Annotated in this window: 25 protein-coding genes and 1 pseudogene; 16 read left to right on the top strand and 10 right to left on the bottom strand. The window is 71.0% G+C overall.

The features are described from left to right. Nucleotides 1-61 precede the first annotated feature (61 nt). Complete coding sequence (locus ACIBJH_RS37750) at nucleotides 62-1,015, top strand: RNA polymerase sigma factor (protein WP_399121457.1); 954 nt, start codon at nucleotides 62-64, stop codon at nucleotides 1,013-1,015. Here ACIBJH_RS37750 and ACIBJH_RS37745 read toward each other — a convergent pair. From ACIBJH_RS37745 to ACIBJH_RS37730, 4 genes are all read right to left on the bottom strand, one after another. Beyond that, complete coding sequence (locus ACIBJH_RS37745; RefSeq protein ID WP_399121456.1) at nucleotides 989-1,585, bottom strand: cysteine hydrolase family protein; 597 nt, start codon at nucleotides 1,583-1,585, stop codon at nucleotides 989-991. The two genes, ACIBJH_RS37750 and ACIBJH_RS37745, sit on opposite strands and share 27 nt — an antisense overlap. Continuing rightward, nucleotides 1,582-3,042, bottom strand: a complete 1,461-nt coding sequence (locus ACIBJH_RS37740) for an MFS transporter (RefSeq protein ID WP_399121455.1) — start codon at nucleotides 3,040-3,042, stop codon at nucleotides 1,582-1,584. Before ACIBJH_RS37740 ends, ACIBJH_RS37745 begins: the two co-directional genes overlap by 4 nt. Beyond that, nucleotides 3,039-3,509, bottom strand: a complete 471-nt coding sequence (locus ACIBJH_RS37735; protein ID WP_399121454.1) for a MarR family winged helix-turn-helix transcriptional regulator — start codon at nucleotides 3,507-3,509, stop codon at nucleotides 3,039-3,041. Before ACIBJH_RS37735 ends, ACIBJH_RS37740 begins: the two co-directional genes overlap by 4 nt. 67 nt (nucleotides 3,510-3,576) lie before the next feature. Further along, nucleotides 3,577-4,494 carry an alpha/beta hydrolase gene (locus ACIBJH_RS37730; RefSeq protein ID WP_399121453.1) on the bottom strand — a complete coding sequence of 306 codons (918 nt, stop codon included), beginning with the start codon at nucleotides 4,492-4,494 and terminating at the stop codon, nucleotides 3,577-3,579. A gap of 144 nt (nucleotides 4,495-4,638) precedes the next feature. Between ACIBJH_RS37730 and ACIBJH_RS37725 the strand changes: the two genes are divergently transcribed. Beyond that, the gene (locus ACIBJH_RS37725; RefSeq protein ID WP_399121452.1) at nucleotides 4,639-5,511 is read left to right on the top strand and encodes a helix-turn-helix transcriptional regulator; all 873 of its coding nucleotides are present in this window, start codon (nucleotides 4,639-4,641) and stop codon (nucleotides 5,509-5,511) included. Nucleotides 5,512-5,521: 10 nt separating this feature from the next. On the opposite strand, the gene ACIBJH_RS37720 is transcribed toward ACIBJH_RS37725, so the two are convergent. Further along, on the bottom strand, nucleotides 5,522-6,514 hold the full coding sequence (locus tag ACIBJH_RS37720) for a 2-hydroxyacid dehydrogenase (protein ID WP_399121451.1): 993 nt from the start codon (nucleotides 6,512-6,514) through the stop codon (nucleotides 5,522-5,524). Between the two features lie 124 nt (nucleotides 6,515-6,638). Beyond that, the gene (gene nac, locus ACIBJH_RS37715) at nucleotides 6,639-7,553 is read right to left on the bottom strand and encodes a nitrogen assimilation transcriptional regulator NAC (RefSeq protein WP_399121450.1); all 915 of its coding nucleotides are present in this window, start codon (nucleotides 7,551-7,553) and stop codon (nucleotides 6,639-6,641) included. A gap of 254 nt (nucleotides 7,554-7,807) precedes the next feature. Between nac and ACIBJH_RS37710 the strand changes: the two genes are divergently transcribed. From ACIBJH_RS37710 to ACIBJH_RS37675, 8 genes and pseudogenes are all read left to right on the top strand, one after another. After that, the gene (locus ACIBJH_RS37710; RefSeq protein ID WP_399121449.1) at nucleotides 7,808-8,590 is read left to right on the top strand and encodes a LamB/YcsF family protein; all 783 of its coding nucleotides are present in this window, start codon (nucleotides 7,808-7,810) and stop codon (nucleotides 8,588-8,590) included. Further along, complete coding sequence (locus tag ACIBJH_RS37705; protein WP_399121448.1) at nucleotides 8,590-9,303, top strand: allophanate hydrolase subunit 1; 714 nt, start codon at nucleotides 8,590-8,592, stop codon at nucleotides 9,301-9,303. The genes ACIBJH_RS37710 and ACIBJH_RS37705 overlap by 1 nt, the downstream gene beginning before the upstream one ends. Then, nucleotides 9,296-10,300, top strand: coding sequence for a biotin-dependent carboxyltransferase family protein (locus ACIBJH_RS37700; protein ID WP_399121447.1), 1,005 nt, complete (start codon nucleotides 9,296-9,298; stop codon nucleotides 10,298-10,300). The genes ACIBJH_RS37705 and ACIBJH_RS37700 overlap by 8 nt, the downstream gene beginning before the upstream one ends. A gap of 266 nt (nucleotides 10,301-10,566) precedes the next feature. Then, nucleotides 10,567-11,883 carry an MFS transporter gene (locus tag ACIBJH_RS37695; protein ID WP_399121446.1) on the top strand — a complete coding sequence of 439 codons (1,317 nt, stop codon included), beginning with the start codon at nucleotides 10,567-10,569 and terminating at the stop codon, nucleotides 11,881-11,883. Nucleotides 11,884-11,954: 71 nt separating this feature from the next. Further along, nucleotides 11,955-12,698 (top strand): SDR family oxidoreductase, encoded by a 744-nt coding sequence (locus tag ACIBJH_RS37690; RefSeq protein WP_019074841.1) that lies wholly within the window; start codon nucleotides 11,955-11,957, stop codon nucleotides 12,696-12,698. Between the two features lie 4 nt (nucleotides 12,699-12,702). Then, nucleotides 12,703-13,917 carry an aspartate transaminase gene (locus ACIBJH_RS37685; protein ID WP_399121445.1) on the top strand — a complete coding sequence of 405 codons (1,215 nt, stop codon included), beginning with the start codon at nucleotides 12,703-12,705 and terminating at the stop codon, nucleotides 13,915-13,917. Nucleotides 13,918-13,927: 10 nt separating this feature from the next. After that, nucleotides 13,928-14,602: a 4-carboxy-4-hydroxy-2-oxoadipate aldolase/oxaloacetate decarboxylase gene (locus ACIBJH_RS37680; RefSeq protein ID WP_399121444.1), complete on the top strand. Its 675-nt coding sequence runs from the start codon at nucleotides 13,928-13,930 to the stop codon at nucleotides 14,600-14,602. A gap of 36 nt (nucleotides 14,603-14,638) precedes the next feature. After that, a pseudogene (locus ACIBJH_RS37675) lies at nucleotides 14,639-14,833 on the top strand (hypothetical protein); the annotation flags it as partial. Between the two features lie 24 nt (nucleotides 14,834-14,857). Here the strand turns inward: ACIBJH_RS37675 and ACIBJH_RS37670 are convergent. Next, on the bottom strand, nucleotides 14,858-15,370 hold the full coding sequence (locus ACIBJH_RS37670) for a MarR family winged helix-turn-helix transcriptional regulator (RefSeq protein ID WP_399121443.1): 513 nt from the start codon (nucleotides 15,368-15,370) through the stop codon (nucleotides 14,858-14,860). Nucleotides 15,371-15,483: 113 nt separating this feature from the next. Between ACIBJH_RS37670 and ACIBJH_RS37665 the strand changes: the two genes are divergently transcribed. Further along, nucleotides 15,484-15,996: a YceI family protein gene (locus ACIBJH_RS37665; RefSeq protein ID WP_399121442.1), complete on the top strand. Its 513-nt coding sequence runs from the start codon at nucleotides 15,484-15,486 to the stop codon at nucleotides 15,994-15,996. 7 nt (nucleotides 15,997-16,003) lie between these two features. Here the strand turns inward: ACIBJH_RS37665 and ACIBJH_RS37660 are convergent, their stop codons facing one another. Both ACIBJH_RS37660 and ACIBJH_RS37655 read right to left on the bottom strand, forming a co-directional pair. Further along, the gene (locus ACIBJH_RS37660; RefSeq protein ID WP_399121441.1) at nucleotides 16,004-17,677 is read right to left on the bottom strand and encodes a hypothetical protein; all 1,674 of its coding nucleotides are present in this window, start codon (nucleotides 17,675-17,677) and stop codon (nucleotides 16,004-16,006) included. Nucleotides 17,678-17,876: 199 nt separating this feature from the next. Continuing rightward, nucleotides 17,877-21,887: a molybdopterin-dependent oxidoreductase gene (locus ACIBJH_RS37655; protein ID WP_399121440.1), complete on the bottom strand. Its 4,011-nt coding sequence runs from the start codon at nucleotides 21,885-21,887 to the stop codon at nucleotides 17,877-17,879. Nucleotides 21,888-22,085: 198 nt separating this feature from the next. Here ACIBJH_RS37655 and ACIBJH_RS37650 point away from each other — a divergent pair, with 198 nt between their 5' ends. From ACIBJH_RS37650 to ACIBJH_RS37635, 4 genes are all read left to right on the top strand, one after another. Then, complete coding sequence (locus tag ACIBJH_RS37650; protein WP_399121439.1) at nucleotides 22,086-22,481, top strand: cell division protein SepF; 396 nt, start codon at nucleotides 22,086-22,088, stop codon at nucleotides 22,479-22,481. Between the two features lie 95 nt (nucleotides 22,482-22,576). After that, nucleotides 22,577-23,797: an AAA family ATPase gene (locus ACIBJH_RS37645; protein WP_399121438.1), complete on the top strand. Its 1,221-nt coding sequence runs from the start codon at nucleotides 22,577-22,579 to the stop codon at nucleotides 23,795-23,797. Next, a complete protein-coding gene (locus ACIBJH_RS37640) occupies nucleotides 23,794-24,120 on the top strand; it encodes a nucleotide pyrophosphohydrolase (protein WP_359610118.1) in 327 nt (108 codons plus the stop codon). The genes ACIBJH_RS37645 and ACIBJH_RS37640 overlap by 4 nt, the downstream gene beginning before the upstream one ends. Before the next feature lie 200 nt (nucleotides 24,121-24,320). Beyond that, a complete protein-coding gene (locus ACIBJH_RS37635; RefSeq protein WP_200713654.1) occupies nucleotides 24,321-24,794 on the top strand; it encodes a DUF6099 family protein in 474 nt (157 codons plus the stop codon). A 30-nt stretch (nucleotides 24,795-24,824) separates the two neighbouring features. On the opposite strand, the gene ACIBJH_RS37630 is transcribed toward ACIBJH_RS37635, so the two are convergent. Next, the gene (locus tag ACIBJH_RS37630) at nucleotides 24,825-25,001 is read right to left on the bottom strand and encodes a hypothetical protein (protein ID WP_200713655.1); all 177 of its coding nucleotides are present in this window, start codon (nucleotides 24,999-25,001) and stop codon (nucleotides 24,825-24,827) included. A 244-nt stretch (nucleotides 25,002-25,245) separates the two neighbouring features. Here ACIBJH_RS37630 and ACIBJH_RS37625 point away from each other — a divergent pair, with 244 nt between their 5' ends. Then, nucleotides 25,246-26,169 (top strand): LLM class F420-dependent oxidoreductase, encoded by a 924-nt coding sequence (locus tag ACIBJH_RS37625; RefSeq protein ID WP_399121437.1) that lies wholly within the window; start codon nucleotides 25,246-25,248, stop codon nucleotides 26,167-26,169. Nucleotides 26,170-26,184 lie beyond the last annotated feature (15 nt).

Raw genomic sequence — 26,184 nt, 5'->3', positions numbered from 1 at the left:
CGATGCACGAGGCCCTGGCAGCACACCGTTCGCGATGCGTCGTCATGGAGGCTTCGGACTCATGGTGCCCCTCAACCACCCCACGGACGAGGAACTCACCCGCAGGGCCCAGGCGCGCGACACCGGCGCCCTGGGACTTCTCCTGACACGCCATCAGGCGCCCATGCGCGCGGTCGCGTTGAGCCTGCTCGGCTACGGCCCCGACGCCGAGGACGCCGTACAGGACGCCGCGTTGACCGCGCTGCGGCGCATCGGTGACGTACGGGAGCCCGCGGCCGTGGGGGCGTGGCTGCGGGCGATCGTGCGGAACTCCGCGCGGATGCGGCTGCGGGCCAACCGGGAGTTGCCCGGGCTCGACGGGCTGGAGCAGCTGCGGTCGCGTGACGACGAGCACCCCGAGCGGCTGATCGAGCAGCACGCGATGCGGGACTGGATCTGGGACGCGGTGGAGGAACTGCCGCAGCAGCAGCGGCTGGTGCTGATGCTGCGGCACTTCAGCGGGATCACCTCGTACCAGGAGATCGCCGAGGCCTGCGAGGTGCCGGTCGGCACCGTGCGCAGCCGGCTCAACCAGGCCCGGGCGAAGATGGCCAAGGTGCTGCTGTCCACCCGGACGCAGGGCCACGAGGACGCCGCCGCGATCACCGAGGACAGCCGGCAGGAGGCCGAGGTCACGCTGGACGGCGCCATGCGCGGTCAACTGCCCGGCGAGATCCTGGAGTTGTGGCCGGCCGAGACCGAACTGGTCGGCGTCCTCAACAAGGAGGGCGGACGCGTCCATCCCTTCCCGGCCATGCGGGAGACCCGCACCAAGGGCGTGACCCAGCATCTGCGCCATGTCGTGGCCAGCCGCGACATCGCCATCTGGGAGATGGAGGCCGTCAACCCCGCCGGCATCTCCAACCCCTGCCCGCCCAGCCTCGCCTGGCTGATGTTCCGGCAGGACGGGCGGGTGCGGAAGCTCCGGGTGGTCTTCCCGGGGACCTTGTCAGGCGGCGCCCAGCAGCCCTCGTAGCGCCGCCGTGTCGATGACCTGGGACCGGGACGGGAACACCTTCTCGACCAGCACCCGGTGGGTCTCGGCGTCGGGGTCGGCGACGCCGTCGGACAGGACGAGGACGCGGTAGTCGCGGTCGGCGGCGTCCATGACCGTGGACAGGACGACACCGCTGGTGCTGATCCCGGCGAGCACCAGGGTGTCGATGCCCCGCTCGTCCAACTGCTGGTGGAGGTCGGTCGTCGAGCCGGAGCCGTAGCGGATCTTGCGGACGACGACGTCGCCGTCCTGGGGGGTGAGGCGCTCGTCGATCTGGGTCGAGGCGTCCTCGTGGTGCAGCATCTTCGCCCCGGCGACGCCGCTGAAGGTCGGGTTGTGCTCGGGGACGGCCGCCCAGTCGTCCTCGGTGAAGGCGACGCGGACGTAGCCGATGGTGCCGCCGGCCGCGCGGACGTCGGCGACGGAGTCCTTCACCCGCTCGACGAGGGCGTCGGAGTCGGGTACGGCGGGGACGATCCCGTTCTGGAAGTCCATGACCAGCAGGGCGGTGCGCGCGGGGTCGATCGTGGGGAGGGGGGTGGTGCTCACGAGAGGTTCTCCTTGGTGGGGTTTTCCGTATGTGCGGGGGAGTTGGTCGTGTCGCGGCCCATCAGGCGGCGGTCCAGGACGGTCAGCAGGAGGACGACGACGCCCGCCCCGACCAGGACGAGGCCGAGGATGTGCAGGCCGTGGTCGCTCGCGCCGTCGCGGAAGACGATCCCGCCGATCACGGCGGACGTGATGGTGCCGAGGTAGCCGAAGGTGCGGAACAGCCCGGAGGCGGTGCCGATCTGGTCGGGCGGCGCGGCGAGATAGAGGGCGGTCTGGTTGCCCACGGTCGTGGCGGCCGAGGTGATACCGAAGACCAGAGAGACCAGCACGAGCGCGATCATCGGGCTGTCCGAGGTGAGCAGCATGATCCCGGCCGAGCCGATCAGCATGGTCACCGCCGAGGCGATCAACGGGCCGCGCACCAGGTTGCGGCTGGCCAGCGGGCGCGAGAGCAGCGCGGAGACGGCGCCCATCGGCAGCAGCACGAGCCCCGCCGTCACCGCGGAGTACCCGTGCGCGGCCTCCATCCACTGCGTCAGGCCGTACAACACCGAGTAGGTGCCGAGCAGGGTGAGCCCCTGGCGCAGATAGGTGCGGGTGAGGGCGCCGTTGGCGGCGAGGCCGCGGAAGTCGAAGAACGGCGCGGTCCTGCGCAGCTCCCACCACACGGTGGGGACGGCGGCCGGCGCGAAGACGGCGAGGGCGATCCAGTCGAGCCGGGGGAGGTCCATCAGGAAGATGACCAGCGCGCTCATCGTCACGGCGAAGCCGAGGATGCCGAGCAGGTCGATCCGGTCGGCGACCCTGCGGAACCGCCGGTCCGCGCGGTCGAGCACCGGGTCCTTGGGCAGCCAGCGCACCGCCATCACCATCGCGATCGCGGTGACCGGGATGTTGATCAGGAACGCCCAGCGCCAGCCGGCCGCGCCGACCAGCAGCCCGCCGATCGGCGGTCCGACGGCGGCGGTGGCCATGCCCGCGATCGCGATCCCGCCGAGCACCCCGCCCGGCGGCCCGTCGAGACCGGCGTCCTGGGCGCGGCGCCGGATCAGCACCATCGCGCAGGGGAACGCCGCCGAGGTGCCGACGCCGACCAGCACGCGGGCGACGGTCAGCATCGCCAGATTCTGGCCGAGACCGCCGACCACACCGCCGAGCAGCACCAGCACGATCCCGGCCAGGAAGACCCGGCGCGCCCCGAGCACCTCCGCCAGCTTGCCCGCGGTGGGCTGCGCTATGGCGCTGGCCAGATACAGCGAGGAGACCAGCACGGCGGTGCTGCCGACCGAGACATGCAGCTCGGTGGCGATCGGCACCAGCGCGGTCGCGATGATGGAGCTGTTGACCGGGTTGAGGCTCGCGCCCACGTAGAGCGGGGTCGTGAAGGTCCAGGAGAACGGCTTGCGCGCGAGGTCGCGTGCCGCGGCGACGGCTTTGGCGGCGTCGGTCCTCATATCCGGCCGTCGTCCAGCTCGGCGCCGGCGAGACGCTCCAGCAGCTCGATGGCCTTGTCGACGTCCTTCCGCTCCTCCGGGGCCACCAACTGGTCGATGGCCCTGGCCAGGAAGGTGGCGCGGCCCCGCAGCAGCTTGTCGATCAGCTCGGCGGCGGACGGGTCGGCGCTCATCAGTTTCTTGCGGCCGTCCCGCGCGTCGGGCTCGCTGTGCACCAGCCCGGCGGCCTTCAGCACGGCCAGACTCTGCGCGATGGACTGCGCACTGACCCGCTCCAGCGCGGCCAGCCGCGCCGCCGTGACGGGCCCTTCCCGTACGACGCTCCCCAGCACGGCGAGCTGCGTGGGCGTGAGACCGGTCGCGTGCTGCCCCGACTCGGTCCGCAGCCGTGCCCGTACCCGGATGATCGCGTCGCTGAGCCGCTGCGCGGTGGCGACGGTCGGCGGCTGCTCGGGGGTCGTGTTCATGACCCCACCATAGAACTGCACAAGCAACTTTGCCAAGTTACTTGTGCAGTTTCGACTGTCTGCTGGATCACACCCCCAGCTGGGCGCCGAAGAAGCCGCTCAGCTTCTCGACGGCGGGCGTGACGTATTCGTCCCGGTCGTAGAGATCGACGTGCGAGGCGCCGTCGATCCACGCCAACTCCTTTGCCCCGGAGGCCTTTTGAAACGCCTCCACGCTCATCCAGGACGTCACGGCCGCACGCCCGGCGATCATCAGCACCGGACGCGGGGCGATCAGGGCGACGGACGCGAACGTGTCGAAGGCGACGACGCGATCCACGCTGGTCCAGGTCAGGGCCTTCGCCGAGCGGGGGTGCTGGGCGCGCGGAGTGCAGTAGTACTCCCAGCCTTCGTAGACGTGCGGGCCGCCCGCGCGCGCCTCCTCCTCGGTGCTGGGGAAGACCGGGAAACGCTGGACGTCCGCACCGCGGGCCTCCGCGGTGCGGGCCGCGGAGGCGGCGGCCAGCATGCCTTCCACGACGGCCGGGTCCTGGACGCCGTCGGCGCCGAGCCGGAACTGCCGTGACATGTCTACGGCGCTGACCGTGCCCACGGCCCGGATGCGCGGGTCGGTCGCGGTAGCCGCCAGGGCGTACCCGCCGGAGGCGCAGATGCCCAGCGCCCCGATGCGGCTGGGGTCCACCTCGTCGAGGGTGCCGAGGAAGGAGACAGCGGCCTTGAGGTCCTCGACCCGCTGCCCCGGATCCTCCAGACCGCGCGGCTCACCCTCGCTCTCGCCCTGATACGCGGCGTCGAAGGCGAGCGTGACGAACCCCCGCTCGGCCAGCAGGCGGGCATACAGGCCGGAGGCCTGCTCCTTCACCCCGGTGCCGGGATGCCCGACCACGATCGCGGGACGCGGCACCCCTGGCGTCTCTTCGTCCGGGGTGTAGAGGTGACCGGCGAGCTTCAGGCCCGCGCTGAGGAAGGTGACGTCGCTACGCATGGGATGCACTCCAGTCGGAGAGGGGGAGCCGGTGTACGGCCGTGCCCCCACCGTCGGCCCGCCCGCCCCGGCGCCACCAGGGACGGCTCTGCCTATGCGGTTCTGTACCAGGCACGCACGCGCGGCCCCGACGACACTGGAGGCATGGCAGACCCCGACGCGCCCTTCTCCGGCAACGAACTGGGCGACTTCCTGCGCGCCCGCCGCGCGGAACGCGACCCGCACGAGGCGGGCTTCCCCGACGACGGCCGGCTGCGTCGCGTACCCGGGCTGCGCAGGGAGGAACTGGCCCACCTCGCGCATGTGAGCGTCGACTACGTGGTCCGGCTGGAACAGGGCCGCACCCGCCGGGGCTCCCGCGCCGTCCTGGACGCGCTCGCCGACGCCCTGCACCTCGCCCCGGACGAGCGCGCCTACCTCTTCGCCCTGGCCGAGGTCGCCCCCGGCGCGGTCGCCCGGCCGGTGGGACGGCCCGAAGTGGCGCCCCGGCTACGGCAGTTGCTGGACACGATGCACGACGTCCCGGCGATGGTGCTGCACCGGGGCATGGACGTGCTCGCCTGGAACCGCGCGGCCGGCGCACTCCTCACCGACTTCGGCGCGCTGCCCCCGGCCGAGCGCAACCTGATCCGGCTCACCTTCCTCGACGCCGACTTCCGGGCCCTGTACGCCGACTGGCCCCGGGCCGCCCGCGAGTGCGTCGCCGTCCTGCGCATGGAAGCGGGCCGCACCCCGCACGACCCCGCGCTGACCGCCCTCATCGCCGAACTCGGCGCCCGCGACCCGGACTTCCGTACCTGGTGGGCCGGCCACCAGGTGCGTGGACCGCGGCAGCTCACCAAGACGTACGTCCATCCGGTCGCCGGTGAACTCACCCTCGACGTCCAGCAGTTCACCGTCGACACCCACCCCGAGCAACTGCTCGTCGCCTACACCGCGCCACCGGACTCACCCTCGCAGGAGGCGCTGCGGTTCCTGTTGCAGTGGGCGGGCCTCACCAACACACAGGCGGGGTGAGCGGAGGCGGTCACTTGCCGACCGGCGCGCCCGCCACCGCCGTACTGCCCGGAAGGGGCGTACGGGCGGCCCCTCCGCCCAGCACGTCGAGGATGTTGTCCACCGCCAGGTCCACCATCGCGGCCCGGGTCGCCTCGGTGGCCGAGCCGATGTGGGGGAGCGTGATCACATTCGGCTCGGCGACCAGCGGGGACAACTCCCGCCCCATCGGCTCGCGTTCGAAGACGTCGAGCCCGGCGGAGTGCAGGCGGCCCGCACGGACCGCGTCGAGCAGTGCCTCCTCGTCCACGACCCCGCCGCGCGAGGTGCTGACCAGCGTGGCCGTGGGCTTCATCGCGGCCAGTTCGCGGGCCGAGATCAGATGGCGGGTCTCCTCGGTGAGCGGCACGTGCAGCGACACGACGTCGGCGTCGGCCAGCAGCGCGGCCAGGCCGACCGAGGTCGAGAGGTCGTCGTCGGGGGCGTACGGGTCGTGGTGGATCACCCGCATCCCGAAACCGTGGGCGCGACGGGCCACCGCGCGGCCGATCTGGCCGTAGCCGATCAGGCCGAGGGTGGCGCCGTGGACGTCCAGGCCGAGGTAGTCGTGCATCCGGAACAGTCCCCAGGAGCCCTCCGCGAGGCTCGCCCCGGCCGCGCCGAGCCTGCGGCGGGCGGCGAGGATCAGCGCGAAGGTGAGGTCGGCGGTGGTCTCCGCGAGGACGCGGGGCGTGTGGGTGACGACGATGCCGCGTTCGGCGGCGGCGGCCCGGTCGACGTTGTCGAAGCCCATGCTGGCGAGGGCGACGACGCGCAGGGAGGGGCCCGCCGCGTCCATCAGGGCGGCGTCCACCGGGTCGTTGCCGAGGGCCAGTACGCCGCTCACCCCGGGGGCGAGGTCGGCGAGGTCGGCGGGTCCGGGCTTGCCGGCACCGGGCCAGGCCACCAGTTCCGCGCTCTCGGAGAGGCGGCCCGGACCTCGGCCGGGCAGGTTTTCACGGGTGGCGAGGACACGCTTCTTCATGTGCTTCTCCAGTGACGAGCCGCGTATTACCGACCGGGCGAACGATTTCGAAGGGGTTGCCAAGAGGTTTCGAAGAAAGCTAGCCCCGGCGGTCACCGGAAACAAATAACGGATTCGTGTGACGCTATTGGTCGTCCTTATTCTTGTCGCTGTCGATCAGCTCCAGGAACAGATCGTGCACGGCCAGCGCGGGTTCCGAGAGCGGCTGATTGTCCGAGGTGACCACGGACAGTTTCACCGTGGTGACGGGTTCCACGATCCGCCGTACGGACAGGGCGCGGACATCGAGAATGGCGCGCGCGGCCGACCACGGCAGGACCGTCGCGCCGAGGCCCGCGTCCACCGCGTTGACGAGGGTCAGCGCCGACTCCACCTCGCCCACCACGTTCAGCCGCAGCGACGCCTGCTGGAAGGCCGCGTCCACCACCTGCCGGATCGTGTGGATCCGGCTGGGCAGCAGCAGCGGCAGACTCGCCAGTTCCGCGAGCCGCACCTCGCCCCGCCCCTGCGGTGCCGTGTCACCGGGCGCCTCGATCAGGAAGAGGTCCTCGGTACGGACGGGCTCGAACTGCACACCCCGCAGCGGTCCGGCGCCGTAGATGAACGCCATGTCCATCCGGCCTGTCATGATCGCCTCGCTGATCACCCCGCCGAAGTTCTCGTTGATGTGCAGCAGGATGTCCGGGTAGCGCTCGCGCACGCTCTTGAGCAGCGGCAGAGCGAGGGCCGCGCCCAGGCTGTACGGCGCGAGGCCCACCGACACGCTGCCGGCGGGGGCCCGGCCGGAGACGTCGACGGCCGCCTGCGCGAGGTCCACCTGCCGCAGGATGAGCTGGGCGTGCCGGTACAGCGCCCGGCCCGCCTCGGTGGGAGCGACCCCGCGCTTGCTGCGGATCAGCAGCTGCTGCCCGAACTGCGCCTCCAGGGCGGACAGTTGCTGGCTCAGCGCCGGCTGGGCGATGTGCAGGATGTCGGCCGCGCGCGTGATGCTCCCCGCGTCGATGATCTTGATGAACGAGTAGAGACGTCTGGTGTCCATGCGCGGGGCCTTCCGGGTGGAGCGAAGCCTCATCGTAGGGAGGGATCATCCCGAAGCACAGCCCCGGTGAGCGGCGGGTGTGAGGGGAGTCATAGCGGTTCGCGATAACGCCAGACCGAACGGATATTGGCGATCACGCGACGGGCGGAATAAGTTGTGCGGAACATCCAGGGCATCCCCATACCGGAATTACTCTCCCGCAGAATTCCCTTTCTCGGAGTTCCCCGTTCCCGCATTCTCTCCCGGAGGACGTCATGACCCCCATGGTTGATCTCGTCGCCGATCTCGGCGAGGGATTCGGTGCCTACACAATGGGCGACGACGCGGCCCTTCTGGAGATGCTCACCTCCGCCAATGTGGCCTGCGGATTCCACGCCGGCGATCCCCGCATCATGGACGCGACCGTGCGGACCTGCGTGGAGAAGCAGGTCGCCGTGGGCGCCCACCCCAGCTTCCCCGACCTGGTCGGCTTCGGCCGCCGCGCGATGGACCTCACCCCGGACGAGGTCCGCACCGACGTGCTCTACCAGATCGGCGCCCTCCAGGCCTTCGCCGTCGCCCACGGCACCCGGGTCCACCACATCGCCCCGCACGGCCGCCTCGGCAACCTGGTCGCCGTACGCGCCGACTACGCCCGCGCGGTCGTGGACGCCGTGGCCGCCCTCGACGAGTCGCTGATCGTGCTCGCGCAGGACGGCGAGCTGGCCGACGCGGCCCGCGCCCGCGGCCTGCGGGTCGGCATCGTGGGCATCGCCGACCGCGCCTACCGCGCCGACGGCACCCTCGTCCCGCGCTCCGAACCCGGCGCGGTGATCCACGACCCGGACGAGGTCGCCCGCCGCACCCTGCGCATGGTCACCGAGGGCGTCATCCGCAGCGCCGACGGCACGGACGTCCAAGTCGCCTGCGACACCGTCCTGTTGCACGGCGACAGCCCCGGCGCGATCGCCCTGGCCGGCCGCATCCGCGAGCAACTCCTCACCGCGGGCGTCGAGATCACCTCCCTCGACAAAGTCCTGACCGCCAAGGACGCCTGATGAGTGGCCACTTCACCATCGCCGACTGCGGCGACTCCGCCCTCGTCGCCAAGACCGTGGGCCTCGACACCGAACCCGCCTGGCGGCTCGTCCATGCCCTCGCCGACGCCTTGAACGCCGTCCGACTCACCGGCGTCCACGACGTGGTGCCCACCTACGACGCCCTGCTCGTCGAGTTCGACTGCGCCACCACCGACCACACCACCGTCCGCCGAGTCCTGGCCCACGAGGCGGCCCGCCTGGGCCCGCACCCCGCGCCCACCACACCCCCACGCCGCTTCGTGGTCCCCGTCGTCTACGGCGGCGAGTACGGCCCCGATCTGCCCGAGGTGGCCGCCCAACTCGCCCTGTCCGAGGGCGAGATCATCGCCCTGCACTCCGGAACCGACCTCACCGTCCGCTGCCTCGGCGCACCCGCCGGCGCCCCCATGACGGACGGCCCGCCCTTCCCGAAACCGGTACCGCGCCTCGCCTCGCCCCGCACCCGCGTCGACGCCGGCTCGGTCGCGGTCGCCGGACGACAGGCGGTCATCTGCCCGATGCCGTCACCCGGCGGCTGGCCCCTCCTGGGCCGCACCCCGGTACGCGTCCTCGACCTGCACAGCGACCCGATCACCGCGTACCGCCCCGGCGACACCTTCCGCTTCCGGCCCATCGAGCCCCAACAGTGGGACGAATACGCCGAGTTGAGCCTGGCGGACTGTCATGGCTGACACCCTCACCATCCGCACCGCCGGCCTCGTCACCGTGCAGGACCTCGGCCGCGTCGGCCGCTCCCGCTACGGCCTGCCCGCCAACGGAGCCGCCGACCAGCATTCGGCACGCGTCGCCAACGTCCTGTGCGGCAACGACGACCGCGCCCCGCTGCTGGAGATCACGGCTCTCGACTTCGCGTGCGTCCCGTCCGGCGACATCCTCATCGCGGTGACGGGCGCACCCGCCGACGTCACCGTCGAAGGTGTCGTACGACCGCAGTGGGAACCGGTCCCGGTACGGGCCGGCGAAACCATCCGCGTCACCGGCATCAACCGGGGGCTGCGCGTCTACCTCGCCGTACTGGGCTCATTCGAGGCGGAGCACCTCCAGGGCAGCTGCGCCCCCGACACGATCCTGGGCTTCGGCCCGCCGCTCCGCACCGGCGACGAACTCGCCCTGCGCACGGCCTGCCCGCCCATCGACCACCCGTTCTCCCGCATCCCGCTCTTCCGCCTGAACGCGCCGGTCCCGCCCTTCCCCACCAGCTGGACCATCGACGTCACCGACGGCCCCGACCGGGCCGAGTTCGGCGACACGGGCCGGCGCCTGTTCGACGCCCCCTTCACGGTCACCCCGCGAAGCAACCACATCGGCCTGCGCCTCCAGGGCGAGGTGCCCCGCCGCGTCACCCAGGGCGAGGTCCTCTCCCGAGGCGTCCCCATCGGGGCCGTAGAAGTTCCCGCCGGTGACGAACTCCTCGTCCTCCACCGCGGTCGCGGTGTCACGGCCGGCTACCCCGTCCTCGCCGTGGTCACCGCCACCGGCCTGTCCGCCCTCGGCCAGGTCCGCCCCGGCCAGACCATCCACTTCCGCCACCGCTCCCTCGACCAGGCGATCACGGCCCACCGCGCCCAACGCCAGGCGATAGACGCCCTGAGATCCAGGGTCCGCACAGCTTTCGAGGCCCTACGCATCCGCGCACCTGCGCACCTCTTCAACACGCGTCGGCACTAAAGGGGCGCGGGGGTTTGACCACCCGCACCTCTTCAACTCAGGCCGGCTTCAAAGGGGCGCGGGGAACTGCGCGCCCAGCCCCCACCGACCCGCACGCCACACCAAACCGAAACCAACGCCCACAGACCTCACCCGCACCCCGCTCACTCGCATCAACACCAACACCAACACCCGCTCCCCGCCCACCCGCTGGAAGCACCCCGCTCTGAGCCGTAGCAACGCCCTTCATCCCCCGCCTGCTGCCAAACGCCCAGACAGGAGACGCCATGAGTACCGTGGCCGCTCAACCCGTCCCCAACACGGTCGACCCCAGAACCGCCCGCAAAGTCACCCTCGCCGGCTGCGTAGGAATCTTCGCCGAGCTCTACGACAACGGCATCTTCGGCTTCATGGCCGGATCGCTCGCCGCCGTCTTCTTCCCCAACACGGACAACGCGACCGCCGTCCAGTTCGTCTTCCTCGGCTACGCCGTCTCCTTCTTCTTCCGCCCCCTCGGCGCCGTCATCTGCGGTCACCTCGGCGACCGCATCGGACGCCAGCGGATGCTGGTCTTCGTCATCCTCCTGATCAGCGCCGCGACCGCGGCCATCGGTGTGCTGCCCACCTACGCGAGCATCGGCGTAGCCGCCCCCGCCCTGCTGATCCTGCTCCGCGTCGCGCAGGGCTTCTCCGTCGGCGGCGAGGCCTCCGGCGCGATGAGCTTCCTCGCCGAGCACGCCCCGGAGGGCAAGCGCGGCCTCTACACCAGCTACGCGCAGATCGCCTCGTTCCTCGCCCTGCTCACCGGCACGCTCATCGCCGCCGCGATGACCAGCGGACTCGGCTCCGCGCGCATGGAGTCCTGGGGCTGGCGCATCCCGTTCCTGCTCGCCGTGCCGCTCGGCATCGCCGGCATCTACATCCGCAAGCGCATCAGCGACACGCCCAACTTCACGCGACTGAAGGAAGAGGACGGCCTCTCCAAGAACCCGCTCAAGGAGGCCTTCGCGTCCGCCGAGCACCGCCGCGCGATGCTGCTGGCCCTGTTCATCCCGCTGATGAACGGCTCCGGTTACTACGTCCTGTTCAGCTACATGCCCACCTTCATGAGCAGCGAGCTGAACTTCAGCAAGGTGCAGGGCCTCCTCGTCACCGCCTCCAGCCTGGTCGCGATCTGTATCGCCATCCCCTACATGGGCCGCCTCTCCGACCGCGTCGGCCGCAAGAAGGTCCTCGCCGGAGCGGCCATCGCCATGGCGATCGTCGGCATCCCCTGCTACCTGCTGATCGGCACCGGCAACGTGGCCCTCGCCGTCATCGGCGCCTGCGTCATGGCGGTCGTGTTCGCCGGCCACACAGGCGTCATCCACATCCTCCTGGTCGAACTCTTCCCGACCCGGGTGCGCTACTCCGCCTACGGCCTCGGCTACAACGTCTCCTCCGCCCTCTTCGGCGGCACGGCCCCCCTGCTGATGACCTACCTCATCGCGCAGACGGGCAACGTCAACATGCCGGCCTTCTACGCCGTGATCACGGCCCTGGGCACGCTCCTCGCCGTGTCCAAGGTGAAGGACCGCGCCCACCTGCCCCTGCGCGACGCCTGACAGCCCCACGAACTCCCGGCACCCGCACGCCCGTTGCACCCCCCACCTCGCACAACAAGGAGCACCTCAGCATGCCCATCTCCGACTACAGGACGGCCCTCGTCACCGGAGCGTCGACCGGCATCGGAGCCGTGGTCGTCGAACGGCTCGCCAAGCGCGGCCTGGAGGTCCACGCCGTGGCCCGCAACGCCGACCGGCTCAACACCCTTGCCGACGAGACCGGTTGCGTCCCCCACGCCGTCGACATCACCGACACCGAGGCGCTCACCGCCGTCCTCGACGGCCTGGAGATCGACGTCCTCGTCAACAACGCGGGCGTCTCCCGCACCGGCAACATCCTCACCGCCGACGAGTTCGCCGTCGACGAGCAGATCGCCGTCAACATCCAGGCCGTCCTGCACCTGGTCCGCCTGCTGATGCCCGGCATGGTCGAGCGCGACCTCGGCCACATCGTCAACATCAGCTCCATCGCCGGGGTCTACAACTTCGGCGGCAACACGATCTACCACGCCACCAAGGCCGCCGTGCACACCCTCTCCCGTCAGCTCCGCGTCGACGGCTACGGCCGCCGGGTCCGCGTCAGCGAGATCTGCCCCGGCCGGGTGGAGACGGAGATCTTCGGCCGCCTCCTCGGCGACATGGAGGCCGCCCAGCGCGAGTACTACGACGGCTACGAGTCCCTGAAGCCCGAGGACATCGCCGACGCCATCGAGTTCGCCGTCGACGCGCCCCGGCACGTCAACATCGGCCACATCGAGATCCTGCCCACCTTCCAGGTGCCCGGCGGCCTCAACTTCGAGCGCAGGGAGGGCTGATCACATGAAGACGGCAGAACGGCTGCACCGCATCAAGCCCTCGCCCAGCACGGCGGCGGCCCAGCGCGTACGCGAGCTGAAGAGCCAGGGCCTCACCATCCTCGACCTCACCGTGGGCGAGCCCGACTTCGACACCCCCGACCACGTCAAGGCCGCAGCGATCCGCGCCATCGAAGCCGGGGAGACCAAGTACACGCCGGTGAACGGCACTTCGGCCCTGCGTGCGGCGATCTCCGGCAAACTCCGCGAGCGCCACGGCCTGGAGGTCCCCGACTCCCGCATCACCGTCGGCGGCGGCGCGAAGCAGGTCATCTTCCTCGCCCTGATGGCCACTCTGGACGAGGGGGACGAGGTCGTCGTCCCCGCCCCGTACTGGGTGTCGTACCCGGACATGGTCCGCGCCAACGACGGCACCCCGGTCATCGTCGACTGCCCCGAAGCGGACGGCTTCAAGCTGACCCCGGAGCGCCTCACGGCGGCGATCACCGAACGCACCCGCTGGGTCGTCCTCAACACCCCGGGAAACCCCACCGGATCCGCCTATACCACCGCCGAACTCCGCGCCCTCGGCGAGGTGTTGCTGGCCCACCCGCACGTCGGCGTCCTCACCGACGAGATCTACGACGAGATCTGGTACGGCGACGAGGAGGCCCCGTCGCTCGCGGCCGTCGAACCCCGCCTGGCCGACCGGGTGTTCCTCACCAACGGTGTCTCGAAGACGTACGCGATGACGGGTTGGCGCATCGGCTACGGCGTCGGCCCCGCGGACCTGGTCACCGCGATCAACACCCTTCAGTCGCAGACCTCTTCGTGCCCCTCCTCGGTGAGCCAGGCCGCCGCTGCCGCCGCGCTCACCGGACCGCAGGACTTCGTCCAGGACACCGTGCGCGTCTACCGCGCCCGCCGCGACGAGACCGTGAAGCTGGTCAACGACGTGCCTCAGCTCAGCTGCACGGTCCCGGACGGCGGCTTCTATGTCCTGGTCAACTGCCAGGCGGCGACAGGTCAGTTCACCCCCTCCGGCACCCGGATCGAGAACGACCAGGACTTCGCCCTCCACCTCCTCGACAGCCAACAGGTGGCGGTGATCCACGGAGCCGCGTACGGCGCCCCCGGCTACTTCCGTATCTCCTTCGCCACTTCGACGGATGTCCTCACCGAGGCCTGCGAACGCATCGCGACGGCCTGCGCCGCACTGACCGACGCCCCCTCCGTCTGAAAGGTTCGTCATGATCCGCGTCAGCACGAAGTTCGACCGGCCGGAGCCCGATCTGGTCAAGCAGCTCAGCGCCTTCTCCTCGGCCACCATCCACGAGGCACAGGGCCGCCTCGGCGCACTGGACTCGGCCATCAAGCCGGTCGACCGCGGCATGTCCCTCTGCGGCCCCGCCTTCACCGTCCAGTGCGCCCCGCGCGACAACCTCATGCTCCAGACCGCCATCGCCTACGCCCGCCCCGGCGACGTCGTGGTGGTGTCCGCCGGCAACTACGAGGAGGCGGGCTCCTTCGGCGACGTCCTCGCCAACGCCTGCCAGTCCAAGGGCCTCGCCGGTCTGATCACCGACACGGGCGTCCGTGACACCGAGGACCTGCGCGCCCTCGGCTTCCCGGTCTTCTCCCGCAGCGTCTCCATCAAGGGCACGGTCAAGGAGACCGTCGGCCCGATGTGCGAGCCGGTCACCGTCGGCGGCGTCCTCGTCCGCTCCGGCGACATCATGCGCGCCGACGCGGACGGCGTGGTCGTCGTCCGCCGCGAGGACGCCGCCGAGGCGGCCGCCGCCTCCCAGGAACGGGTCGACGCCGAGGCGGGTTTCATCGCCGCGTACCGCGCCGGCAAAACGGTGATCGAGATGTGCGGCCTCGCCCCGGTACTGGCGGCGAAGGGCCTGGTGATCGAGGAGTAGGACCGGTCCGTTGTGTGATGCCCTGTGGCCTGCGGACGCGCCGCGTTGCGCGCGCTCCGGGTCGTCGCCGGACGCCTGGCGGCTCCGCTACGACTGCTGCCGGCGCTCCCCGTCCCACCGCGCCGCCCGCGTCTCCGGCCGCGCCGCCCCCACTCCGACCGGGCGCCGCGGCTTCTCCTTCTCGTCCACGCGATCACCTCTCGCGGCCCGCCCCTGGGGACGGCTGTCGTCCGACGACAGCCGTCCCCAGGGGCCTCATGCTGTCGCCGACGAGTCCTGCGTATCGCCGACCAGATCGGGCAACAGCGCGCACATCGCCTCGCGTTGGGCCGGGCCGACGAACTGGGTGAGGGCCCGCTTGACCGTCTCGGAGAGGGTCTCCGACGCCTCCGTCAGCAGGCGTCGGGCCTTCTCCGTGAGGGCGACCTCGACCCCGCGCTTGTCCCCGCAGACCGACTTGCGGGTGACCAGCCCCGCGTGCTGGAGACAGGCGATCTGATACGTCAGCCGGGTCTTCGGGCGGCCGAGCAGCTCGGCGATCCGGGTCATGCGCAGCCCCTCGGGCTGTTCGGCCAGCAGGCACAGCACCAGGAACTCGTCGTGCGAGACGTCGAGGTTCCCCTTCACGACCGAGCGCAGCTCCTGCTCCACGGCGCCGGTCGCCGCCAGCAGCAGCATCCAGGCGCGCAGCTCGGGCGGGAGCAGTCCGCCGCCCTGCGACGAGGGACATCCGGGCTGGTCGGCAGGGTGCTCAACAGGGTCGGCCATGGTTCCGAGTCTACCCGTTGTCCAAATTTGGAGGAGATGGTTGTTCAGATTTGAATAATGGGCTAGCGTGTGGCTCATTCAAATTTGGACTACTGGAACCAGCGGGAGAGATCATGACCGTCGCCGTCGAAACCGGGGTGTGGCAGCTCGACCAGGCCGCCTCCACCGTGGGCATCAGCCACAAGACGATGTGGGGCCTGGTCAATGTGAAGGGCACCTTCGGCACCGTCACCGGTCAGGGTGAGGTCCGGCCCGACGGGTCCGCGATCGGCACGCTGACCCTGGCCGCCGCCTCCCTGGACACCAAGAACGCCAAGCGCGACAAGCATCTGCGCTCCGCCGACCTGTTCGACGTCGAGAAGTTCCCGGAGATCACCTTCGCGGTGCGCAGCGCGGAGCTGACCGGTGACACCGTGCACGTCGTCGGTCAGCTGACCGTCCACGGCATCAGCCGCCCGCAGACCTTCACCGCCCGGCTCAAGGACGCCAGCGGCGAGGCGCTCACCCTGGACGCCGAATTCACCGTGGACCGCGACCAGTTCGGCCTGGGCTGGAACCAGATGGGCATGCTGCGCGGCCTCACCACAGTGACGACCACGCTGCGTTTCCTGCGTACCGCCGCCTGACGGACCGTCAACCCGCGGGCTGCAGCCGGACGTCCGAGCTGGACAGCGTCTGTGGCGTCGCGGTGAACGCGCGCACCCGGATCCGGACCTTCTTGTGGGGGAGGGTGAACTTCCCCCCGGGCGCCTGGAGTTCGATGCGCCGCGTGCTGTGCGCGGGCAGTGTCGTCGGACCGCCCACCTGGGACCAGAACCTGCTCATGCCCTGACCCGTGGTGAGCATGTAGTGCGGCGAGAGCGCGCTGCCGGACGCGTTGGTGACCTGGAGGGTCAGCCGGGTCACGACGGCGGGCCCCGCGCTCCGCACCCCGGCGAGCTTCATGCTCATCGGCGGTGCGCCCGTCGCCGCCACGGCGGCGCTCGCCAGCGCGGGCGTGAGCAGCAGCACGGCCGCCGCGACCCTGACCCGGCGGCGGTGCGGGCCGGACAGCACCCGGGGGCGCGGCTGCCACGCGTCGCGGAACTCGGAGAGCGGTGTGGTGACCGCCGCCGCCAGCCAGAGCGGGGTCATCATCAGGTAGTAGCCGTCCTGTGAACGCGTCGCCAGATAGAAGGCGCACCAGGGCAGCACGGTCGCGGCCGGGCCGAGCCGGCGTACGAACAGCATGAACACGGCGAGCAGCCCCGCCGCCAGCAGCATGCTCGCGTGGGAGTACCAGTCGAGCCGGTCGCTGCCGTTCGTGAAGTACAGCGAGATGTCCACCAGGCCCTGGCCGTGCACCACCGCGCCCTGGGTCAGCGGCAGCGCGATGCCCGCGATCCAGGTGCCCGGTTCGTGCACGATGAAGTACGTGTTGATCAGCAGCCACACGGTGAGCGCGGCCCCGATGATCCGCAGCAGCACCAACCCCGCCTGCCTGGCGCCCAGTTCGCCGCGCCGTACGGCGTAGATCCCGGCGAGCAGGAACGGCGTGAGGAACCAGGGGAGTTGCTGCGCCGCGCAGGCCGCTCCCAGACATGCGGCCTGGGCGATCCCGGCCGGACCGAGCCGGCCGCCCCTGCCGATCCGGGGCCAGCGGACCACCACCGGGATCAGCAACGCCATGGCCAGGACGGCGGGATAGCCCTGCCGGCCGTAGGTCGGCAGCAGACCGAGGCCCAGACACGCGATGGTGGCCGCCGAGCGCCACTGGGTCGGCAGCAGCCGCCACATGAGGACCGCGCCCGCGATGAGCGCGGCGGTCGCGACGGCCGTCGCGGGGGCGCCGCCGTGCCCGATCCACAGCAGGGGTGCCGTCAACAGCGTTTCCAGCGGCGGATATCCGTACGTGTAGTCGTAGCCGCCGGACACGGTCGGGGTCAGCGCGACGCCACCGGAGTGGAAGAGCCACGGCCAGGGCTGTCCGTAGATCGGGTGCCCGGCGACCAGTTCCTTGGCGGCCTGGGTGGTGAGGACCGCCTCGTCGCCGCCGTTGTGGAACACGGACCACGCGGACAGCGTCAGCAGGACCGCCGTCACCAGGACGGCGAGGTCGATCCGGGCCAACGACCGTGCCCTGCGCACCACCAGGGCCAGCACCCCGCACACCAGGATCGAGACGTAGCAGAGGGACACGGCCGCCGCCACGACGAGCCGGTGGCTGGCGGCCTGTGTCCACACCGGGCGGACACCGATGAAGAGACTGATGTCGGCGAGCAGGGTGAGGATGCGATGCCACTGCGCGGGAGGTTCCGGGGCGGACACCGCCGACTGTGTCCGCCGACCGGGTGTCACCTGAGGTGTTTCTGCCAAGTGCACGACATAGGAGGCTATTCGGCCCCGGTGAGCGGGGTGCCGCGCATCGTGAAGAGTCGGGTGTGAGGGCGGTAAGAAGTCCGGTTTTGTGGCGGGAAAGCAGCAAAAGCGAACGTCATTGTTCAACTGACCGAAGCCATCGGTTCATTCAGTAAACATCGCGCACATACCGTTTCGCCGCCGCCAGTTGCTTCACGTACGAGGCCGCCTCCGCCTCGTCGAGACCGCCGTGCGCCACCGCGATGTCACGCAGCGCCCGGTCCACGTCCTTCGCCATCCGCGAGGCGTCACCGCACACATAGAAGTGGGCGCCCTGCTGCAGCCAGTGCCACAACTCCGGCCCGTGCTCACGCATCCGGTCCTGCACATACACCTTGGCCCGCTGGTCCCGGGAGAAGGCGGTGTCGAGCCGGGCGAGCGTGCCCTCGTCGAGCAACTCCGCGAGTTCCTCCTCGTAGTAGAAGTCCGTCCCCCGGTGCTGCTCACCGAAGAACAGCCAGTTCGGCGCGGCATGCCCGAGCGCGCGCCGCTCCTGGAGGAACCCGACGAACGGCGCGACACCGGTGCCGGGTCCGACCATCACCATCGGCGTCGCGGGATCGGCGGGCGGCCGGAAGTGCGGTGCGCGTTGTACGAACACGGGTACCTCCGTGCCCGCCTCGGCATCGGCCAGGAACGGCGAGCAAACTCCGCCGCGCGGGCGCCCGTCGAGATTCTCGTAGCGCACCACCGACACCGTCAGCGAGACGCTGTGCGGGTCGACGAGCGGGCTGGAGCTGATCGAGTACAGGCGCGGCTGAAGCTTCTTGAGCACCCCGGCCCAGTCCTCCGCACTCGCCTTCACCGGGTACTCGGCGAGCACGTCCACCGCCTGCCGCCCCCAACTCCACTGCGCCAGCCGGTCCTTGTTGTCCGGCCGCAGCAGCCTGCGCAACTCCCGGTCGTCCCGGGCCCGTTCGGCCACGAAGCGCAGCAGATCGGGGGTGATGCGGGTGATGTCCAGCTGCCGGTGGAGTGCTTCGGCGAAAGGGAACTCGCCAACACCCGCCACCTCTACGACGGTTGCGGCGTCGGTACCGGTGGCGGCGAGCCATTCGTCCACCAGGGAGGGCGAGTTGACCGGCCGCACGCCGAGGGCGTCACCGGTCTCATATGTGAGGTCGGTGCCGCTCGTGTCGAAGGTGAAGCGCCGGACCTCCTTGTCCGCGCCTGCCCGGCTGAGCAGCCGGTTGCCGACGAGACGGGCGGTGACGGGGGCGGGTTTGGGGGCGCGGCGCGGTGCTTCCGGGGCTTCGGGCTCGGCGCCCAGCGCGGTGATCACCTGGCCCAGCCACGCGTCCGCCGACGGTTCGAAGTCCGGCTCGCAGTCCGTGCGCGGGGTCAGCCGCACCCCGCCCAACTCGTCGAGCCGTGCGTCCAGTCGGCGCCCGTGCCCGCAGAAGTCGTCGTACGACGAGTCGCCCAGAGCCAGTACCGCGAACCGTACTCCGTCCAGCCGGGGCGCCTGTTCGCCGGCGAGCGCGTCCCAGAAGCCGGAGCCGTTGTCGGGGGCGTCGCCGTCGCCGAACGTGCTGGTGATGAAGAGGAGATCGGCGTCGGCCGGAAGCGTGCCGACGTCGGCCTGGTCCATGCCGAGCAGACTCGCCCGGTGTCCGGCCGAGCCGAGTCGCTCTGCGGTGGCCGCCGCCAGCTCCTCGGCGTTGCCGGTCTGCGAGGCCCACAGCACGACGATCTGCCGCCCCGCTTGTGGCTGTTGTACGGGCGCGGCTACCGACCTCGAATACATCCCGGCGAGAACACCGTTGACCCACAAGGCGTGTTCGGCGCTGAACGGCGCGTCCGGCGGAAGCGTCGGCACACCCGGGGCGCCGGACTCGATACCCGCGAGGAAGCCGGTCAGATAGACGCGTTCCTGCGCGGTGAGCACGGGCGGCGGGGCGGGGTCGAGCCCGAAGGGATTCGCGCCCGGGGTCACGGAGGTCGGCTCAAGTGCCTTCGGCTGATCGTCCGTCGGCGCGCTCGCCACCTTCGCCAGCGACACCGCGCACACCTTGAACTCCGGCTGGAACGACATCGGATCGACCGCGTCGCTCGTCACCGCGTTGACGCTCAGATACTCGCCGAAGAGGTCGTTCCAGTGGAACGGCGCGAAACAGTTCCCGTGCCGTACCCGGTCGGTCACCACGGCCGGCAGCACCGCCCGCCCCCGCCGTGACGCGACCTCCACCGAGTCGCCCTCCGCGATCCCCAACTCCCGCGCGTCCTGCGGATGCAGCTCGACGAAGGGCCCGGGGTTCAGCTTGTTGAGCTTGGCGACCTTGCCGGTCTTCGTGAGCGTGTGCCACTGGTGCTGAAGACGCCCCGTGTTGAGCACGAACGGGTAGTCGTCGTCGGGCAGTTCGGCGGCCGGCATGTGCGGCCGGGCGTGAAAGACCGCCCGCCCGCTGGGAGTCGGGAACCGCAGCTCGCCGCCGCCCGTGTACCGGATGGGATTGCGGTCCGGCCCGTCCTCCTCCGCCGCGGGCCACTGCACCGGCGTGGACCGCAGCCGCTCGTAGGTCACCCCGCGCAGGTCCCACCCGGTCACCGGGTTGAAGAACTGCCGTATCTCCTCGAAGACTTCCTCGGCGCTGTCGTACGAGAAGCCCTTCTCGTAGCCCATCGCGCACGCCACGGCCGCGATGAGCCGCCAGTCGGAGGTGGCCTCGCCGGGCGGGTCGACGACGGGGCGGGCGAGGGTGAGGGTGCGCTCGCTGTTGACGAGGACGCCCTCGGACTCGGTCCACAGGGCGCCGGGGAGGACGACGTCGGCGTACGCGTTGGTCTCGGTGTCGGTGAAGACGTCCTGGGTGACGACGAACTCGGCTGCTTCCAGGCCCTCGATGACGGTGCGCCGGTTGGCGACGGAGGCGACCGGGTTGGTGCAGATGATCCAGCAGGCCTTGATGTCGCCGTCGGCCATCTTCTGGAACATCTCGACGGTGCCCCGGCCGACGCCGTCCGCGCGGAGGGTGTCGGGCGGCAGGCCCCACACCTCCTCGGTGAACTCCCGTTCCGCGTCGACCAGTACGGACCGCTGGCCCGGCAACCCCGGTCCCATGTAGCCCATTTCACGGCCGCCCATCGCGTTCGGCTGGCCGGTGAGGGAGAACGGCCCGCTGCCGGGGCGGCAGATGGCGCCGGTCGCGAGATGCAGATTGACCAGGGCGTTGGTGTTCCAGGTGCCGTGCGTGGACTGGTTGAGCCCCATCGTCCAGCAGCTCATCCACTCGCCCGCCTCGCCGATCAGCCGGGCCGCCGTACGGATGTCGTCCTCGGCGAGACCGGTGAGGGCGGCGACCGCGTCCGGCGCGTAGTCCGCGAGGAACTCGGGCAGCGCCTCCCAGCCCTCGGTGTGCGCGGCGATGAACTCCGGGTCGGTGTGCCCGTTCTCGTGCAGCAGCCGCAACAGGCCGTTGAGCAGGGCGAGATCGGTGCCCGGCGCGATCTGCAGGAACAGGTCCGCCTTCGCCGCCGTGGCCGTGCGGCGCGGGTCGACGACGATCAACTTGGCGCCCGCCTTGACCCGTTCCATCATCCGCAGGAAGAGGATCGGATGGCAGTCGGCCATGTTCGAGCCGATGACCAGGAACGCGTCCGCCCGCTCGAAGTCCTCGTACGAGCCCGGCGGCCCGTCCGCGCCCAGCGACGACTTGTAGCCGGCACCCGCACTCGCCATGCACAGGCGGGAGTTGGACTCGATCTGGTTCGTCCGGACGAACCCCTTGGCCAGTTTGTTCGCCAAGTACTGCGCCTCCAGGCTCATTTGCCCGGAGACGTAGAAGGCGACCGCGTCCGGCCCGTGCTCGTCGACGATCTTCCGCAGCCGGCGCGCGGTCTCGGCGACGGCGTCCGCGACGGGCGCCCGCCTCGGCTCCGCGCCCCGGTCGTCCCGGACCAGCGCGCTGGTGAGCCGGCCCGGCGCGGCGAGCATCTCGGCCGTGGTCGCGCCCTTGGTGCAGAGCCGCCCCGCGTTCGCCGGGTGCGCCTTGTCGCCGGATGCCTTGAGGACCGTACGCCTGCCGTCGGGACCCGCCCCGACGTCCAGCAGCATGCCGCAGCCCACACCGCAGTACGAGCAGACCGTTCGTACCTGCTGCGTCCGAAGGCTCGTCGTCATGCCGTAGACGCTACGAATTGCCCGTTACGCCGATGTCACGCGGCTCGATCATGAGGGGTTACGCCCGCTGCACAACCGGCCCGGGGCCGGTGTGAGATGTGCCCGATCTTGTCGCGGAGTGTGTCGCTGTTGAGCCGAACGGGTGACAGTGCGCAACAATTGCCGGATGCAGACTGCCAGCGCGACCCAGGACGGAGCATGCCGGTGAACAGCCACGATGTCACCGACGAACAGTGGGAGGGGCTCGCGCAGGTAGTGCCGCTGCGAGGCCGGGACGCCTGGCCGTCCGCCGTGAGCCACCGGGCGATACCCGAGGCCGAGACCGAGCCGCGCCGCCGCTTCGTCGTCCTGCGGGTGAACGTGTTCGGGGACGCCCGCGAGGTCGCGGAGACCCTGATGGCGGGCATACCGGTGCTCCTCGACCTGACCGGAGCGGAGACCGACGTCGCCAGGCGAGTCCTGGACTTCAGCACCGGCGTCGTCTTCGGCCTGTCGAGCGGGATGACCCGCGTCGACCGGAATGTGTTCCTGCTCACACCGCCCGGGACGGAAGTGCGGGGGCTGATGGAAGGGGCGGGGGTTCCGGGCGTGTGAGTCCGACCGGAGAGCGGTGGCGGCCGGTCCCTCGATCGTAGGAAGGTCCCCGGGACGGAACGGTTCGCCTCGCAGCGGAGGCCTACGGTCCGGATATGGCCGTGTCCCCGCAGTCTCCCCAGTCCGCTCCGCTGTGCGAACCCCGTGTGCCGCCACAGGCCGCCTCACCCCGGCCGGCACCTTCCGTGTCCCCGGAGTCCAGCCCCGACCGGCCGCACCTCACCGAGCTACGCCTGTCGGCGTTCGCCACGCACCGGGGCGTCGGGTTCCCGCTCGGGCCGCTCACCCTCTTCGCCGGGCCCAGCGGCTGCGGCAAGACGAGCGCGCTGCGGGCGTACGAGGCACTCGCGCGGCTCGGCGGCGGGGGCGAGGTGGGGGAGGTGTTCCCGGACCCGGTCGCCTGTGTCCCGGACCGGGCCCGGCCCGACGTCCAGCGCCGGCGCGGCTTCCGCATCGGCTGTACGGCGGACGGGCCCGAGGGGCCGGTACGGCTCGACGTCGCCGTCCAGGCCGAGCCCGAACTCCGCATCGTGGGCGAGCGGTTGACGTCCGGCGGCCTGGTCCTCCTGGAGACCGCCCTGCGCGATCCCACCCGCCGCTCGGTGCAGGCCGCCTGGCACACGGCGGGTTCGTCACCGGTCACCCGTGCCCCGCTGCCCGACGACCGGCTCGGCACCGCCCTGCTGCCGTTGCGGGTCGCGGGCAAGACGGACGGGCAGCGTCAAGTCCTCGCCGCCGCCGAGCAGATGGTGGTCGCCCTGCGTTCCGTCTTCGCCTGCGACCCGGCGCCCGAGCGGATGCGCGCACCCGTGCCGATCGGCGACGGGCGGCTGCTGCGGGACTGCGCCAACCTCGCCGACGTGCTGTGGCGCACCCGGAGCGAATGCGGGCGACGCCACGGCCAACTCGTCGCGGCCGTCCGCACCGGATGCGCCGGAGCCGTCGCGGACGTGCTCGCGGAACCGCTGGGCGACGGCCTGGTCAGGGCCGTGCTCGACCGGGGCGACCACGGGCGCACCGGCTTCGGACGGCTCGGTGACGGTGAACTCCGTTACACCGCACTCGCGTTGGTGCTCCTCACCGGCCCCGGCGTCCTGGAGGTGGACCCGCCCGGCGAGGTCCCGGCCGCGATGCAGACCCTCACCGTCCTCGCCGACGGCCTCGACCGGGCACTGGACGTACGGCAACGGGCCGAACTGCTGCGGCTCGCCGCCCGGATGTGCGAGCGCGGACACATCCGGCTGGTCGGCGCGGTGAGCGACGCGTCCTGGGCCGACCGGATCGAGGGCGTCACGGTGGTACATCTGGTGCCGTGACAGAACATCTCGACGTGGCGAAACTGCAGCGCAGACTGGCCGAGTTCGCCGCCGCCAGGAACTGGCAGCCCTACCACACCCCCAAGAACCTGGCCTCCGCGCTCAGCGTGGAGGCCTCCGAACTGGTCGAGATCTTCCAGTGGTTGACCCCCGAGGAGTCCGCGCGGGTCATGGACGACCCGGACAGCGCACACCGGGTGCGGGACGAAGTCGCCGACGTACTCGCCTACTTGCTGCAGCTGTGCGAGGTGCTCGGCATCGACCCGCTCGCCGCGCTGGAGGCGAAGATCGACCGGAACGAGGACCGGTTCCCCCGGCCGTGACGGTCGTCATGGACAAGTTGGGGGAGTCGGCGCGTCCATTTTCACTCTCCGGAGTCATTCATCTGTCCGCAACCGATTTGTTGTCCACAGATTTCCGCCTTCCTCTGGCTTTTCGTCTCAGGGACTCTCACTCTGGGTAGTGGACAAGGGAGTTCGGGCGGACGTGCGACCGGCACGTCGGGATATGACGGGGGCAGTGCATGGACGCGATGCGGCTCATCGTGACGAGCAGGCGCGCCCTGGCCGGAAGCGGGGACGTGCCGGGGACCATGACCGAGGTGTGGCAGGCGCAGGCCCTCGCCCAGGCGATCGGCAGCCGCCTCGCGGTCTTCGGTCCGCCCGAACTGCGCGGCGAGGCACTGGGGTTGACGGAGCTGGCGGGCCGGGGCTGCGGCGTCCTGGACACCCCGGTGCTCGCGGTCGAGGACCTACGGGCGGCGCAGCTCACGGAGTTGGGCGACGCGCGCCTCGCGCTCCTCTGCCTCGGCGGGCTGCTCGGCGAGGTCGGAATCGCCCTGGTCGGCATCGCCTGCGCGGCGGACGACGAGGGCACGTACTGGCAGTGCATGGAGGCGATCGACGCGGCGGACGAGTCGCGGGACCGGGTCCTGGAGATGCTGCGAAGACTGGCGGACCGGGAGCGGGCGGAGATACCGGAGCGGGAGGCGGGGTGAGAGAGGTCCGCCTCCGGCGCCGCAGAAGCGTCAGGCGGTCGCGCCGCCCTCCTCGGCGGACACCGACCCCGTGCTTCCGGCCGACTGCAGATCCGCGTCGAGGGCGGACAGGTCGGCGTTCAGTGACGCCATCAGCTCCTCCATCTGCTGCAACAACCCCTTCGGTTGCGCAGGCCCGCCCTGCTGCGGCACGGCTTCTTCGGACATGGCGGCCTCCTCGGCCCGTGGCCCCCGAGAGCGGAGGCCGATGCGGGTGACGCCCCGACGTCGCCTCGCCGGTGCGGGAATCCGGGCGGTCCGGCTCCGCCCGAGCCAACGATCATCACCGGGGCCGGTCACTGGCACGGGCAGTCCCCGTGCGCGCGGTTGACGCAATTTCACCCGACCGGGCAGGAGTGGGGCCGCAGGGACCGGTGGGGTTGACCGGCGGACCGGCGTGCAGGATGGAGGCATGGATCTTCGCATCTTCACCGAGCCCCAGCAGGGGGCCACCTACGACACCTTGCTCGCCGTGGCCAAGGCCACCGAGGACCTCGGCTTCGACGCCTTCTTCCGCTCCGACCACTTCCTGAGCATGGGCTCCGGCGACGGCCTGCCCGGTCCCACCGACGCCTGGCTCACCCTGGCCGGCCTCGCCCGCGAGACCAGGCGGATCCGCCTCGGCACCCTGATGACGGCCGGCACCTTCCGCCTCCCCGGCGTCCTCGCCATCCAGGTCGCCCAGGTCGACCAGATGTCGGGCGGCCGGGTCGAACTCGGGCTGGGCGCGGGCTGGTTCGAGCAGGAGCACAAGGCGTACGGCATCCCCTTCCCCAAGGAGAAGTTCGCCCGCCTGGAGGAGCAGCTGGCCATCGTCACCGGCCTGTGGGAGACCAAGCCCGGCGACACCTTCGACTTCCACGGCACGTACTACGACCTGACCGACTCGCCGGCGCTGCCGAAGCCCGCGCAGTCCAGGATTCCCGTGCTGATCGGCGGCCACGGCGCGAGCCGTACCCCGAGGCTGGCCGCGCAGTACGCCGACGAGTTCAACATGCCGTTCGCCTCGATCGAGGACAGTGAGCGGCAGTTCGGCCGGGTCCGCGCCGCCGCCGAGGCGGCCGGCCGCAAGGCCGACGACCTCGTCTACTCCAACGCCCTCGTCGTCTGCGTCGGCAAGGACGACCAGGAGGTCGCCCGCCGCGCCGCCGTGATCGGTCGCGAGGTCGACGAACTCAAGGCCAACGGTCTGGCGGGCTCCCCGTCCGAGGTCGTCGACAAGATCGGCCGCTACGCCGAGACCGGCTCCCGGCGCATCTACCTCCAGGTCCTCGACCTCCACGACCTGGACCACCTGGAGCTGATCTCGTCCCAGGTGCAGTCGCAGCTGTCGTAGCACCGCGAGGGCGGG

It is taken from the genome of Streptomyces sp. NPDC050548 (genome assembly GCF_044457385.1).
Taxonomy (GTDB): Bacteria; Actinomycetota; Actinomycetes; order Streptomycetales; family Streptomycetaceae; genus Streptomyces.
Note: the sequence above shows the minus strand (reverse complement) of the source record. Positions and strands in the feature narration are given on the sequence as shown.